The 13,256-nt window shown below is 64.1% G+C and carries 13 protein-coding genes and 1 tRNA gene; 9 read left to right on the top strand and 5 right to left on the bottom strand.

Annotated features, from left to right (window positions below):
* The first annotated feature begins 52 nt into the window (after positions 1-52).
* Positions 53-499 (top strand): GFA family protein, encoded by a 447-nt coding sequence (locus PHO31112_RS09495; RefSeq protein WP_150620290.1) that lies wholly within the window; start codon positions 53-55, stop codon positions 497-499.
* Between the two features lie 63 nt (positions 500-562).
* Here the strand turns inward: PHO31112_RS09495 and PHO31112_RS09490 are convergent, their stop codons facing one another.
* Entirely contained in the window at positions 563-1,096 is a 534-nt protein-coding gene (locus PHO31112_RS09490; RefSeq protein ID WP_150620289.1) for a glyoxalase superfamily protein, read from the bottom strand.
* A 318-nt stretch (positions 1,097-1,414) separates the two neighbouring features.
* On the opposite strand from PHO31112_RS09490, the gene zapE reads away from it, so the two are divergent.
* Positions 1,415-2,455, top strand: coding sequence for a cell division protein ZapE (zapE, locus tag PHO31112_RS09485; protein ID WP_150620288.1), 1,041 nt, complete (start codon positions 1,415-1,417; stop codon positions 2,453-2,455).
* 37 nt (positions 2,456-2,492) lie between these two features.
* Here the strand turns inward: zapE and PHO31112_RS09480 are convergent, their stop codons facing one another.
* The gene (locus PHO31112_RS09480; RefSeq protein ID WP_150620287.1) at positions 2,493-3,401 is read right to left on the bottom strand and encodes a LysR substrate-binding domain-containing protein; all 909 of its coding nucleotides are present in this window, start codon (positions 3,399-3,401) and stop codon (positions 2,493-2,495) included.
* Positions 3,402-3,491: 90 nt separating this feature from the next.
* On the opposite strand from PHO31112_RS09480, the gene PHO31112_RS09475 reads away from it, so the two are divergent.
* Positions 3,492-4,268, top strand: coding sequence for an NAD(P)H-dependent oxidoreductase (locus PHO31112_RS09475; protein ID WP_150620286.1), 777 nt, complete (start codon positions 3,492-3,494; stop codon positions 4,266-4,268).
* Positions 4,269-4,345: 77 nt separating this feature from the next.
* Complete coding sequence (locus PHO31112_RS09470; protein WP_150620285.1) at positions 4,346-4,972, top strand: LysE family translocator; 627 nt, start codon at positions 4,346-4,348, stop codon at positions 4,970-4,972.
* A 5-nt stretch (positions 4,973-4,977) separates the two neighbouring features.
* Here PHO31112_RS09470 and PHO31112_RS27905 read toward each other — a convergent pair whose 3' ends face one another.
* Positions 4,978-5,112: a hypothetical protein gene (locus PHO31112_RS27905; RefSeq protein ID WP_281355090.1), complete on the bottom strand. Its 135-nt coding sequence runs from the start codon at positions 5,110-5,112 to the stop codon at positions 4,978-4,980.
* Between the two features lie 36 nt (positions 5,113-5,148).
* Positions 5,149-5,757 carry a nucleotidyltransferase family protein gene (locus PHO31112_RS09465; protein WP_246177903.1) on the bottom strand — a complete coding sequence of 203 codons (609 nt, stop codon included), beginning with the start codon at positions 5,755-5,757 and terminating at the stop codon, positions 5,149-5,151.
* A gap of 224 nt (positions 5,758-5,981) precedes the next feature.
* Here PHO31112_RS09465 and PHO31112_RS09460 point away from each other — a divergent pair.
* The 5 genes from PHO31112_RS09460 to PHO31112_RS09440 all read left to right on the top strand — a co-directional run bounded on the left by PHO31112_RS09460 (position 5,982) and on the right by PHO31112_RS09440 (position 12,078).
* Positions 5,982-6,055 (top strand) — tRNA-Gly (locus PHO31112_RS09460).
* A gap of 901 nt (positions 6,056-6,956) precedes the next feature.
* A complete protein-coding gene (locus tag PHO31112_RS09455; RefSeq protein ID WP_150620284.1) occupies positions 6,957-7,754 on the top strand; it encodes a DUF3348 domain-containing protein in 798 nt (265 codons plus the stop codon).
* A complete protein-coding gene (locus tag PHO31112_RS09450; protein WP_150620283.1) occupies positions 7,735-10,575 on the top strand; it encodes a DUF802 domain-containing protein in 2,841 nt (946 codons plus the stop codon). The genes PHO31112_RS09455 and PHO31112_RS09450 overlap by 20 nt, the downstream gene beginning before the upstream one ends.
* Positions 10,572-11,240, top strand: coding sequence for an OmpA family protein (locus PHO31112_RS09445; protein ID WP_150620282.1), 669 nt, complete (start codon positions 10,572-10,574; stop codon positions 11,238-11,240). The genes PHO31112_RS09450 and PHO31112_RS09445 overlap by 4 nt, the downstream gene beginning before the upstream one ends.
* Positions 11,233-12,078 carry a DUF2894 domain-containing protein gene (locus tag PHO31112_RS09440; RefSeq protein WP_150620281.1) on the top strand — a complete coding sequence of 282 codons (846 nt, stop codon included), beginning with the start codon at positions 11,233-11,235 and terminating at the stop codon, positions 12,076-12,078. Before PHO31112_RS09445 ends, PHO31112_RS09440 begins: the two co-directional genes overlap by 8 nt.
* On the opposite strand, the gene PHO31112_RS09435 is transcribed toward PHO31112_RS09440, so the two are convergent.
* Positions 12,075-13,256: an MFS transporter gene (locus PHO31112_RS09435; protein ID WP_150620280.1), complete on the bottom strand. Its 1,182-nt coding sequence runs from the start codon at positions 13,254-13,256 to the stop codon at positions 12,075-12,077. The genes PHO31112_RS09440 and PHO31112_RS09435 overlap by 4 nt on opposite strands.

The raw sequence follows: 13,256 nt of genomic DNA, 5'->3' as shown, positions 1-13,256 counted from the left end.
GTATGCTTACGCCGTCGCGCCACGTGCGCCCCTTCGCCCTCGATAGACTCTTATGAGCGACACGACAACCCCGGGAACCGCAGCGATCACTGTAGCCTGCCAGTGCGGCAGCGTCTCGATGACACTCACCGGCGAGCCCGCCGCACGCGCCTTGTGCCACTGCAACGCCTGCCGCGACTTTTACGGCACGCCGGTGCTGGCGGCGACCGCCTGGGCGCCGTCGCAAATGGCGATCGCGGGCGCCACGCATTCGTTCTCGCATCCGTCGCGCAAGATGTCGCGACGCTTCTGCGCCACGTGCGGCGAGACCCTTCACGGCACCAATCGTCTGGAGATGCACGTCGTGCCGAATGCATTGCTTGCGCGGGCACATGACGCGAGGCTGCCCGCCGGCCTGCAACCGTCGATGCATCTGTTCTATCGCCATCGCGTATTGGACGTGCAGGACGATCTGCCCAAGTATCTCGACGGTTGGGACGGGCCGCTCTACGGGCAATGAGAGAGGATGGCGTCAACGGTCATCGCCACACACTGCGATGACCGTTCGAAGGGGGCCGTGCGCTCAGTCGCTGGGTTCGCAGAAGCGGATACGGTTATTGAACGGATCGGTCACCGTCATCTGCTTGCCCCAGTCGAGCGCCTCGATGCCGGGATTCATATTGGGATAGCGCTTGCCAGACAGATCGCGTTGATATGCCTCGACGCCGCGCATGAAGACGAACGTCGTCGCGCCGGGGCTCGCGTCGCCGAAATGGCCGGACAGATGCAGTGTCATCCCGGCGCGCGAGACCTGACAGTACAGGGGCATACCGTCGGCGAAGCGGTGCTCCCAATCGAGCCGGAACCCCAGAAAGTCCACATAGAATTCGCGTGCCTTCGCTTCGTCGAAGATGCGGTGAATCGGCGCGACGGTGTCGAAGACGATCCCGTCCGCCGGGGCAGACGCGAGTTTGGCGGCGAGCACGTTCCAGTCCGTGAAGCCGAACTGCGCGGCGACGGATTCCAGAGCTTGTGCGCGGGAAATGTCGATGCCCTCGCGCGCGAGACGCTCGCGCAGGGACTTGGCCATGATCTTGGCGTCGAGATAGGTTCGCATGTTTGCCATCCTTGCTAGTGTTCGGTGGCGACGAATTCGATCAGTGCTCGCGTTGCTGATGCGCGTCGCCTGATGAACGGGACGGACATGCGACTCCTGCGATGCTTTCACCGATCCCGGACACGGGTGCGAGCGGCAGGCAACATCAGCCTGCGGCGATTCTAGCAGCATTCTGCGTACGCCAGAAAGCAGACCAGCAATGCCGAAATGCGATAGCCTCGCGCCGAATTTCGCATTGGCCGCCGTCGCGTCGCGCCGGTATAGTGACGCTCGTTGGCTGGCCATGCGCTGGCCTCTGTTATCCGGAGTCTCCCTTTCATGATCGACGCCGCGCGCGTAACGCAAGCGCTAGCCGAGCGCCACCTCCGCCCCGATCTTCGTCAACGCGAAACCATCGCTGCGCTTGCCCGGCTGACGGACACAAGCACGAGTCAAGCCGCCTTTGACGGCGTGTATTGCTACGGTTTGCCCGGGCGCGGCAAAAGCCTCGTCGTCGACGCGGCCTTTGCCATCGCCGTGTGCGAAAAACGGCGTGTGCACTTTCACGAATTCCTGCGCGACATTCACCGCCAACTCGTGCGCGAACCGAAATGCGACGACCGGCTCGCTGCCGTCGCCAACCGATGGCTCGAAGGCGTCGAACTGCTTTGTTTCGATGAGTTTCACGTCCACGACATCGCCGACGCCTTCCTGATCGGCCGCTTTCTCGACATGGCGCTCGAGCGCGGCGTCCGGCTGGTGCTGACGTCGAACTACGCACCGCAGCAGTTACTACCCGACCCCGAGTTTCACGGACGTTTCGAACCGACCATCTCGGTGATTCTGCAACGCTTCGCAATTATCCATTTCGATGGCGCTACTGATTACCGCATGGGCGGTGAAGCGGCACGGCTACCGCGCTGGATCGCGCCACTGGAATATGCCCGCGACGTCTTGCCCGCGCGTTACGTCGAGTTGGAGGGAATGCCCACATCGGCACCGTCGGAGGTGGTGCTGGCGGGTCGTACGCTGGCGGCACGAAGCGCAGGAAACCGTGTGCTTTGGGCAAGTTTCGACGATTTGTGCGTCGCTCATCGTTCGCATCTGGATTACCTCGCGCTCGCGGAGCACTGGCAATCGCTGATTGTCGACGACCTGCATGTCGAGCGCCTGCAACGCCCCGATACGCTGCAACGATTCCTGTGGCTGATCGACATCTGCTACGACCGTCGACGCACGCTGCTGATCGCCTCGGACGCACCGCTCATTCCTGCGCTCGATGCCCTGAGCGACTGGCGCGATCTATCACGCACGATCAGCCGTCTGGCGGAGATGGGATCGCTCGACTACGAGCGTCGCACGCTCGTTCGTCCACGCTGACAAGCTGACAATCGCCCCGATGCGCGAGCCGAATCCGTTACACAACGCTCTCGATGCACTCGCGCAACCAGCGATGCGCCGGATCTCGATGCACGCGTTCATGCCAGTACATCGAGATCTCGAAACCCGCGAGGTCGACGGGCGGGGCCATCACCTGTAACGCGGGATCGGCGCGAACCAGCCGCTCGGGCGCCATCGCCACCAGATCGGTGCTGGCGAGTGCCGAGCGCAGAAATAGAAAATGCGGCACCGACAGCACCACGCGGCGCGACGCGCCGAGCAGTGCGAGCGCGTCGTCGGTGCTCGCATGAAATCCCCCGCCATCGGGCGACACGATGGCGTGTTCCAGTGCGCAGAATTGCTTGATGGTCGGACGCCGTTTGAGTTTCGGATGGCCTTGACGTGCCACCAGCACATACCGCTCGGTGAACAACGCCTTGCGACGCAGTCCTTCCGGTGCATCTTCCGTCGTATGAAAGGCGATATCGATAACGCCCTGCTCCGCCTGCCGCGCGAAATGCGACGGCGCCAGATCGAGGGCGGCGAGTCGCGTGTGTGGGGCATCCGCACGCAGACGTTGCAGCAGCGGCAGGACGATCGTCGATTCGGTGTAATCGGTGGCGGCAATGCGCCAAGTCAGGCCAGCGTTCGCCGGTTCGAATGGGGCCGCAGGCGCCACGGCGCGCGAGAGCGATTCGAGGGCGTCGCGCAGGGGTTCACGCAACGCCTCGGCGCGCGCGGTCGGACGCATGCCGCGCGGCCCCGGCAGCAACAGCGGATCGTCAAGCAAGTCGCGCAACTTCGCCAGATGCACGCTCACGGCCGGTTGCGACATGAACAGACGCTCGGCGGCACGCGTCACGTTCTGCTCGGCCAGCAAGACGTCGAGCGTGACGAGCAGGTTCAGATCGATACGGTGCAAATTAATCACGGTTATACCTGGCATATCAGGAATTCATTTCCAATATACCGTCCGTACGCCTACTCTGCATTCGTTCCCTGAACCGAATGTGCCGCATGGCAGTGGAGTTTGAAAATGAATGTGCTGATCGTCTACGCCCACCCGCAACCGCAATCGCTCAACGGCGCGATCCGTGACTTTGCCGTGCAACGTCTGGAAGCCGCCGGGCACCGCGTGCAGGTCTCTGATCTGTATGCAATGCAGTGGAAAACCACTATCGACGAACAGGACGCCCCCGAGCGCGACCCGAGCGAACCGTTTCACGCGTCGCTCGACTCGAAGCAGGCGTTCGAGAGCGGCGCGCAGCGAGCCGATATCGCCCGTGAGCAGGAGAAGCTGCGTTGGGCGGACGCGCTCATTCTGCAATTTCCGCTGTGGTGGTTCTCGATGCCAGCGATCATGAAAGGGTGGATCGACCGGGTGTACGCCTACGGCTTCGCGTATGGGGTGGGCGAGCACTCGGACACGCACTGGGGCGACCGCTACGGCGAAGGATCGATGGCGGGCAAGCGAGCAATGCTGATCGTGACGACGGGTGGCTGGGATTCGCATTACAGCGCGCGTGGCATCAACGGGCCGATCGACGACGTGTTGTTCCCGATTCAGCACGGCATGCTGTTCTATCCGGGGTTCGACATCCTGCCGCCGTACGTCGCCTTCCGTACTGGCCGAGTCGATGCCGAGCGATTTGCGCAGATCGAGCGCGAGCTTGGCGAGCGTCTCGACACGCTGGCCACGACGCCCCCCATTCCCTACCGCAGGCAGAACCACGGGGCGTACGAGATTCCGGCGCTTACGCTCAAAGACGATATCGCCACCGGGCAGACGGGGTACGCGGCGCATATCGGCTAGAAGCAGGCGTGGGGCGCTTGCCGCCGTCGACGGTATCTGCAAGACTGGCGTTTGCTCCCAGTCACTGATATTTCGTCATGCAACTCTCCACGCTCGCGATCTACGCCACCGCCGCCCTGATCGGCGGCCTGATTCCCGGCCCCACCACGCTGCTCGCGCTGGCGAATGGCGTTTCGGGTAACTGGCGCGTGGTGATCGTGGGAATGTGCGGTGCGGCGCTCTCCGACATGCTGGTCGTCGCCGCCGTGGGCGCGGGACTCGGCGCGTTGCTCATGGCGTCGGCGTCGTTATTTGCAACGGTCAAATGGGTCGGCGTGGCCTATCTCGTCTGGCTCGCCATTCAGTTGTGGCGCAGCCATCCGCAGGATCTGAGCCAGGTGCGCATCAAGTCGGATCTGAGCGCGCGACGCGTCTTCCTGCGCAGCTTCGGTGTCGCGTTGACCAATCCGAAGATCCTGTTGTTCTTCTCGGCATTCCTGCCGCAGTTCGTCGATACCTCGATGCCGCTCGCACCGCAGTATGCCGTGCTGGCCGTCGTGTCGGCTGTCGTCGATATCGGGGTGATGACGCTGTATGCCACCGGTGGCGTGCAAGCCGCGCGCCTGATGACCGCACGCGGCCTGCGACACCTGAACCGCGCCTGCGCCGTCGTTATGTTCTCGCTCGCCGGTGGGCTCGCGCTCTATCGGAAGAGCGGTAATTGATGATATTAGCTCGCCTCGGGAAACCCGAAGCCTTCCTTCTCGACTACGAATCTGGCAAGTGCCGGCTTGATCTTCCCGAACTCGTTGATATCGGTGATGCCCTCGGGATCGACGTGGTAGAACTCGTCAACGTCTACCAACAGCGAGTTTGAACGGCGCGCGGTGTCGTGCGATGGCTATACGTCGATGATGGTGACCCCGGGCCATCGGTCACGGTAGCGCTTCTGAGCCAAACGCTCCCGATAGACCGTCTCCGTCACTCTCGCGGGGTTTCGCCGCACGATCATGCCGAATAGATCGTCGAGTCCGTGAGGCGCGATGACATCGATAGCTCCGTCGTCACCCAGGCAAACCCCAACAGCGGTGGCAAACTCAGGCCACGTCCCGATGGCGTCCTCGACTGAACGTAGCGGCGCGACGGCAACCCCGAACTCCTGTTCGTACCAGAGATGCACGCGTGCCTGATTCGTCACCTCCCACGGCACATTCGGCAACGCCTGCACCAGCTTTTCGCGTGGGGATGCTTCGCCGTCCAACGTCGTATCACTCGGGTCGAAATACACAACATCGACGTCGGGCAAGACGGAAGGCGTCGGATATCCGTGCAGCGAGTCCCAAACAAGGTTCCGGACCGCTCCCGCGCCAATACATCCCTCAGGGAGCCCGAGCTCACGCACTGCGACTAGCGCAGGCATCAGCCACGACGACCGGACCATCGAGATCAATCGCTGTTCAAGATTTGACGATGAGGTAGCTGGATTCGTCAGCAGCCCAATTTTCTTCATTTCGTCTTGTGGGATTCGCACGGTAACCAAACAAGAGTGGGATAACAGAACAGATAATTATTATGTTTTTCTTTCCTCGCTATCCCGCTGGGTCAGGCCGCCCAAGATGACCACCGATTGCAGCCGCATCGACCACCAGTAGGGGTACGTCCGTAGAATCATACACACCGACAAAACACCCAGATTGCCAAACTCCCCAAACCCCGCGTAAAATGGCGCTCTTCGCGGGCGTCGTATAATGGTAATACCCTAGCTTCCCAAGCTAGAGCCGTGGGTTCGATTCCCATCGCCCGCTCCAGAATTCTTCGAAGAAGCCGTCCTCGTGACGGCTTTTTTGTTTTCTGCCGCCAAATTCCGCTCACTGCTGAATCGTCCGCTGTAGATCGGTGCCGCGATGGCGGCCCCCCCGATCTCGCCAGCCTGTTGCCTTTCCTTCGCTCGGGTCTCGCACAAACCCCCGAGGCTGTGTACACCGCTTTCCGAGGCATCTCACATGAAAATGCCGGCTATATCGGAAAAGAACTTGGCCACCGGCTCAGCCCGGCTTGCCCACGTACCCACCGTCACCAATCCGTCGCAGAGAATTCCCCAGCCCATTTCACACCTCCACTCGTTGTTCAGTTCGATTTCGCTTATCGCGCTTTACATCAAGAGATCAGCCATGTCGGAGAGAAACTTGGCCACCGGTGCAGCCCGGCTTGCCCACGTACCCACCGTCACCAATCCGTCGCAAAGAAGTCCCCAGCCCATTTCACACCTCCACTCGTTGTTCAGTTTGATTTCGCTTATCGCGCTTTACATCAAGAGATCAGCCATATCGGAGAAGAACTTGGCCACCGGTGCAGCCCGGCTTGCCCACGTACCTACTGTCACCAATCCGTCGCAAAGAAGTCCCCAGCCCATTTCACACCTCCAGTGTTTGCTTCGTTGTTTCGCGTTTGTCGCGAGTTGGGTCAACGATATACCCCGCAGCAGGTCGCGAAAACTGAGATAAATCACAGTCGGCGTATGCGCCAGAGCTAACCGCAGTAGCAATGCCGTCGCACACGGCGGCCAGACGGCACCAGACAGCCGCCGTCTGGCCGTGACGAGTCGCCGAACCGCCCTCATCACGCCCGTCAAGCCCCCCGCCTGAGCGTCAAGCGGCAAAGGGGAGGCGCGCGCAGTGTAAACTGTTGGGTTTTTGACCCCTCAGTGGAATGGTGCAAGTGCCCCGGCGTCCCGTTATCAGCGCCCCCACCCTCATCCGCTCTCTGGCCCGTATCAGCACGTTCACGCCGCCCGAAGCTGCGCCGTCGCTGTCCGACCGCATGAGTCAGTGGGTTGGCTGGACCGACGCCATCGCCCTGTCGTCGGCCCTCAAAGCCCCTCCGCCCGCCGCAATGTCCGGCGTGCGCTCGGCTGCGCACGGCCCGGCAAGCGAACTGACACGCGTACGCGCAGACCTCGCCGCAGCGATTGCCCGCGATTGCGGTCTCGCCGCCGCGCCCGGCGGGCAGATCCGGGCATTGAGCGCCGCCGAGCGTCAGCGGGCGGCGTCCTTCGCGGAGTTTCCGGCCTATCGGCAACGCTACGCGACGTCGCAGCAGACGATGGACACGGCAATCAGCGCCTTGCGCACCCGTCTGCGCGGGCAGCTCGCCGCGCAGTCGCCGGACACCGCGCGGCTCGCCAGCGTCGACACCGTCATGGAGCGCGTCATGGGTACACGTGAGCGCACACTGCTCGCCAGCGTGCCGAATCTGCTCGAAGCGCACTTCGTGCGGCTGCGCGACACGGAGCAGGCGGCGATGGCCGCCCCACGCGCGCCCGGCGCACCGCCGCTTGCGCCCGCCGGCACGTGGCTCGACACCTTCCACCGGGACATGCAAAGCATTCTGCTTGCGGAACTGGATATACGCCTTGAACCGATCGAAGGGCTGATCGCCGCCCTCGCTTCGGTTCACCCCGGCGAAAACGTTAGTGAACCCGGACAACATGACCCGTTACCTCGTTGATCTCGTTGCCTTTGTCGCCGGTCTTGCCGTCGTCGGCTGGATCGCCATCGGCTATGCAGGCACCAATACCCTCGCGCTGGCCGTCGCCCTGCTGATCGCCGCCGTCTATCTCATCGGCGCCCTCGAACTCAAACGCTTCCATCAAGCGACCGACGCCCTCGCCAATGCCGTCTCCGGCCTGAACGCAGCGCCCGCGTCGCTGCCCTCGTGGCTCGACACGCTCCCGGCCGGACTGCGCACCGCCGTGCGCCTGCGCGTCGAAGGCGAGCGCGTTGGCCTGCCCGGCCCCGCCCTCACGCCGTACCTCGTCGGACTGCTCGTGCTGCTGGGTATGCTCGGCACCTTCCTCGGCATGGCAGCCACGCTGCGCGGCACCGGACTAGCGCTCGAAGGCGCCACCGATCTCGAAGCAATTCGTGCCTCGCTGGCGTCTCCGGTGAAGGGCCTCGGCTTCGCATTCGGCACGTCGGTGGCCGGTGTCGCTACCTCGGCCATGCTAGGCCTGCTGGCCGCGCTCGCCCGTAAGCAACGCGCGCAAGTCGTGCAATCGCTCGACGCCCGTATCGTCACGACGTTGCGCGGTTTCTCGCAGCAGCATCAACGCGAAACCACGTTGCAACTCCTTCAGCAACAAGCGACGGTCATGCCCGCCCTCGTCGACCGGCTGCAAGACATGATGGTCGCGATGGAGCGCCAGAGTCAGGCGCTTGGCGAACGGCTCGCCGCCAATCAAGACGCGCTTCACGCGAAGACCGACGCGTCCTACGCCCAACTCACCAGCGCCATGCAGCAATACCTGAAGGACAGTGTGGCCACTACGGCAAGTGCCGCCGGCGCCGCCATCCGGCCGGAAGTCGAAGCGACGATGGCGAGTCTCGCGCGTGAAACGGCATCGTGGCATCAGACCGTCGCCGGTGCGATGCAGGATCGAATGGACGGCCTGTCCGATCGCTTCGAAGCCACCACCGAACGCGTGGCGAATGTCTGGAAAGATTCGCTCGACGCTCAATTGCGCACCAACGAATCGCTCGCGACCGGTCTGCGCACCGCCTTGGGGGAGTTCACGCAGACGTTCGACACGCGCGCGGCGCGCCTGGTCGACGATGTCGCCACACGCCTCGAAGCCGTCACCGGACAAGTCAGCAGCGCCCATGCCGGAGTCGCCCAAACCTGGAAGACGTCGCTCGCCGCGCAACAGCGCACCAACGACTCGCTCGCCAAGGATCTTGGCACGACGCTCGCGCAATTTGCCCAGACCTTCGAAACACGTTCCGCCGGCCTGCTCGCCGACGTCACCACGCGCCTCGATAACGCCGCGGGCAGCATTGCGACTGCCCAGACGACCGTGGCTCAGGCATGGGAGCAAGCCCTGTCCCAACAACAGCGCTCGCACGACGCCCTCACACAGGATCTCGGCATCGCGCTGGAACGCTTCGCACAAACGTTCGAAGCCCGCTCCCACACGTTGCTTGCCGACGTCGCCACCAAGCTCGACGCCGCCAGCGGTAATGTCACCGGGGCACATGAGCGGGTTGCGCAGGCGTGGGATCAATCGATCACGCTGCAACAGCAGGCCAACGCCGCGCTGAACACCGAACTCGCCGCCGCGCTTACCCGCTTCACCGAGACCTTCGAGCAACGCTCGGCCCACCTGATCGACGGCATGAGCCAGCGCACCGAGGGCGCAATGCACAGCGTGTCGGAGACGGCCGCCGTCGTGTCCGGGGAATGGAAGCAAGCGCTCACGGCGCAGCAGTCCGCAAACGATGCGCTCGCACGCGATCTGGGCAGCGCACTCGTGCGTTTTGCCGAAACCTTCGAGGCGCGCGCTTCGCAACTGCTGCAAAGCGTCTCGGCACAGATGGACTCGACGTCGGAAAACGTCGCGCAAACATGGCGCGACGCCATTGCAGAACACGCACGCACGAGCGAGCGGCTGGCCGACGGCAACCAGCAACTCGTCGCCGCGACGACCGGCGCATTGACGGAGCACAGCGCGTCGCTGCTGCAAGCATTGAACGCGGCCAACACCGCGCATCACGACGCCACCGCCGAGCGCGAAACGCAGCGCCTGTCCGCGTGGACCGAAACGCTCGAAGGCACACTCGCCACGCTGCGCTCGGAATGGCAGAAGGTCGGCGCGCAAACCGCCAGCCAGCAACAGGCCATCTGCGACACGCTCGCCCGCACTGCGCTCGACATGTCCGAACAGACACGCGCCAATGCCAGCGATACCATTGCCGAAATCTCCCGTCTCGTGCAAACCGCGTCAGAAGCGCCGAAGGCCGCCGCCGAGATCATCGGCGAACTGCGTCAGAAGCTCTCGGACAGCATGGTGCGCGACAACGCCATGCTCGACGAACGCTCGCGTCTGCTCGACACGCTGGGCACGCTGCTCGACACCGTCAAGCACGCCGGTAACGAGCAACGCGCCGCCGTCGACGAACTGGTCACGACGTCCGCGCAATTGCTCGAGCGCGCCGGCACGAACCTGGGCGACGCCATCGCCGCTCAGACAGAGAAGCTCGCCGCCGCGTCGGCACAGGTCACCGGCAGCGCCGTGGAAATCGCCAGCCTTGGCGATGCCTTCGGGGCAGCCGTGCAATCGTTCGGCGAATCGAACACGCAATTGCTCGAGCATCTGCAACGCATCGAAGCCGCGCTCGACAAGTCGATGGCGCGCAGCGACGAACAGCTTGGCTACTACGTCGCGCAGGCGCGCGAGGTGGTGGAATTGAGTGTGATGTCGCAAAAGCAAATCCTCGAGAACCTTCAGGATCTGGCGCAAACGCGGGCACAACCGGGTAGCGTGGCAGCATGAGGGAAGATTTCGACGCGGATATCGCGGATAGCGGCGATGTCGGTGCCGCAGCGCCGACGTGGGCCGTTTTCGGCGATCTGATGTCGGTGATGCTCGGCGCGTTCGTCCTCATCATGCTGGGCGTGATCGGCATGCAGATCGAACTGTCCGCCAAGCTCGAACGCGAAGTGAAGGAGCGGCGCGCCGAAACACAACGCCGTCAGACACTCGAGCACGCGCTTGCCGGGCCGCTCGCCGGTGGTCGCGTCACACTCGTGAACGGCCGCATCGGCATCAGCGGCAACGTGCTCTTCGCGCTGAACTCGGACCAGTTGCAGCCACAGGGGCGTGAAGTGCTGCGCAGTCTGGCCGCCCCGCTGAGCGCCTATCTGCGTGCGAGCGACGAAATTCTCATGGTCAGCGGCTTCACCGACGATCAGCAGGTGCGCGAGACGAACCGGCGATTCGCCGATAACTGGGAGTTGTCAGCCCAGCGAGCACTCACCGTCACCCGCGAATTGATTGCCGCAGGCGTGCCGCCGTCATCGATCTTCTCGGCGGCGTTCGGTGCCGAGCAACCCGTCACGTCGAACGCCGACGAAACCGGCCGCGCGAAGAACCGGCGCGTGGAGATCGCGCCAATGCCGCGCAGCAGCGCCAGCAGCGTGGGCAAGCCCCATGCGTGAGGCGATGCGCGTCGAGCACGACGAAACGGTTGCGACACCGGAAACGCCCACGCCTGAGGCATCGGACGCATTGTCCGTGCAACTCGCCGCGTGGCGGATGCAAGGCGTCGATAAACGCGACCCGGCACGGTTTCATCGCATCGAAGCCCTGGCGCTGCGCAGCCGTGCCTACACGGGGGACGTGCGACGTGTGCTCGACGAGCGGTTGAAGACGCTCGTAGACGAATTCGTGCAATCGCATGGCGACGCGCCGATGGCACCCTCCGATGAAAGCCGTCAGACCTCACAGCCTGCATCGTCGCCGCTCGCCGTACTCACGGCCGACATCGCGCAACGGGTAGGCGCAGGAGAGCGCCCCGCGCCGGCGAAGGCACCTGACAGAGGCCGAGTTGCAACACCGGCAAGTCAGACGCAACCGACGCGCGAGGCCGCTCAACCGGGCAGCGTTTCGTCGGCGCCGCAGAAACGCCCCGTCGTGTCCCCCTCGCCGACGACCGTACCCGTCACGCCGACGGTCATCTCTACCGACGACGCCTTCGAAGACCTCGATGTTCTCGAATACTTCCGCGAAACGTGGTCGAAGCTCAGCACCAACGGCAATCTCCGTCAGTCGCTCGCCCAAGTGCCGGAAAACGCCGGGCCGCTCAATTCCAGCCATCTGGTGCACCGCGCGCTGTCGCTCATGCACGATGTCTCGCCCGACTATCTGCGGCACTTCCTGCGCCACGCAGATGCCCTCTCGTGGCTCGAAGACATGGAGACGACCGGCGTGCTCGGCAACAAGCCGGCGGCGCGCGCCGCCACCGTCGCCAAGCCGTCACGCGCGAAGACTCGCTAACGCCGGCCAGCAGCAGCGGCCGGCATCCCACGCAACGTCGCCGCCCAGAACGCCAGCGCCGTCAGGCTCACGCCCGCGCCGAGTACACACACACCCCTCCAGCCAAAAGCCGCGTAAGTTGCCGTTGCTGCGACCGCCCCCAAGCCGCTGCCCGTCGCGTAGAACAGCATGTACGCCCCCACGAGACGGCTCGGAGCATCGGTGCGCGCCGCAAAAATCAAACTCTGATTCGTGACGTGAATCGCCTGTCCGGCAAGATCGAGCAGCAGCACGCCCGCGATGAGCCAGCCCAGCGATACCTGCAAGCCCGCCAGTGGCAGCCACGAAAACACTAGCAGCGCGAGAGCGACGCCGGTCGTGCGCTGCGCCCACCCGCGGTCTGCCCAATACCCCGAGCGCGCTGCGGCCAGCGCCCCTGCCGCCCCAACGAGCCCGAACGCCCCGATGCTCGTATGCGAGAAGTGGAACGGCGCAGCGGACAGCGGCAACACCAAAGCGCTCCAGAAAATGCTGAACGCCATGAACATCAGCAGCGCGATCACGCCGCGAATCTGCAAGGTGCGCTCTTCGCGCAGCAGACGGAACATCGACGCCAGCAGCACGACGTAGCGTTGCCGCGTGCCCAATGTCGGTTGACGCGGCAACACGCGCCATAGCACCACGCCAAGCACCACCATTCCCGCAGCCGACGCCAGATACACGCCGCGCCATCCGGCGACGTCGGCAATGCCCCCCGCCAAGACCCGCGCCAAGAGCAAACCGACGACCACGCCGCCTTGCGTGGCACCGACGACGCGTCCGCGCTCATGCTCACCCGCCGCACTCGACGCGTAGGCGATGAGGCCCTGGGTCATCGCGGTGCCCAGCATGCCGACGAGCGTCATGCCAAGCAGCAGCGCCACGGCAGACGTTGCCGTCGACACAGCCAGCAGACTCAGCGTCAGCAGCGCGAGTTGCACAAGCATGAGGCGTCTGCGCCCCCACTGATCGCCTAACGGCACGAGGAACAGCAACGCCAGCGCACACCCCGCCTGCGTCGAGGTCACCACACCACCCGCCGCGCCGCGCGAGATCCCGAAGTCGTCCGCCAGCGCATCGAGCAAGGGCTGTGCGTAGTAAACGTTGGCGACGCTCAGCCCCGCCGCGCACGCGAAGATCGCAACAAGCGCTCGCGGCAT

Source organism: Pandoraea horticolens, from assembly GCF_902459555.1.
GTDB lineage: Bacteria > Pseudomonadota > Gammaproteobacteria > Burkholderiales > Burkholderiaceae > Pandoraea > Pandoraea horticolens.
Note: the sequence above shows the minus strand (reverse complement) of the source record. Positions and strands in the feature narration are given on the sequence as shown.

What these genes read in the sequence shown, in the direction of transcription:
- zapE (WP_150620288.1), top strand. Translation starts at nt 1,415, where the DNA reads ATGATCGACGCCGCGCGCGTAACGCAAGCGCTAGCCGAGCGCCACCTC.
- PHO31112_RS09440 (WP_150620281.1), top strand. Translation starts at nt 11,233, where the DNA reads ATGCGTGAGGCGATGCGCGTCGAGCACGACGAAACGGTTGCGACACCG.
- PHO31112_RS09495 (WP_150620290.1), top strand. Translation starts at nt 53, where the DNA reads ATGAGCGACACGACAACCCCGGGAACCGCAGCGATCACTGTAGCCTGC.
- PHO31112_RS09465 (WP_246177903.1), bottom strand. Translation starts at nt 5,757, where the DNA reads ATGAAGAAAATTGGGCTGCTGACGAATCCAGCTACCTCATCGTCAAAT.
- PHO31112_RS09445 (WP_150620282.1), top strand. Translation starts at nt 10,572, where the DNA reads ATGAGGGAAGATTTCGACGCGGATATCGCGGATAGCGGCGATGTCGGT.
- PHO31112_RS09455 (WP_150620284.1), top strand. Translation starts at nt 6,957, where the DNA reads ATGGTGCAAGTGCCCCGGCGTCCCGTTATCAGCGCCCCCACCCTCATC.
- PHO31112_RS09490 (WP_150620289.1), bottom strand. Translation starts at nt 1,096, where the DNA reads ATGCGAACCTATCTCGACGCCAAGATCATGGCCAAGTCCCTGCGCGAG.
- PHO31112_RS09450 (WP_150620283.1), top strand. Translation starts at nt 7,735, where the DNA reads ATGACCCGTTACCTCGTTGATCTCGTTGCCTTTGTCGCCGGTCTTGCC.
- PHO31112_RS09475 (WP_150620286.1), top strand. Translation starts at nt 3,492, where the DNA reads ATGAATGTGCTGATCGTCTACGCCCACCCGCAACCGCAATCGCTCAAC.
- PHO31112_RS09470 (WP_150620285.1), top strand. Translation starts at nt 4,346, where the DNA reads ATGCAACTCTCCACGCTCGCGATCTACGCCACCGCCGCCCTGATCGGC.
- PHO31112_RS09480 (WP_150620287.1), bottom strand. Translation starts at nt 3,401, where the DNA reads ATGCCAGGTATAACCGTGATTAATTTGCACCGTATCGATCTGAACCTG.
- PHO31112_RS09435 (WP_150620280.1), bottom strand. Translation starts at nt 13,256, where the DNA reads ATGCCGCGAGCGCTTGTTGCGATCTTCGCGTGCGCGGCGGGGCTGAGC.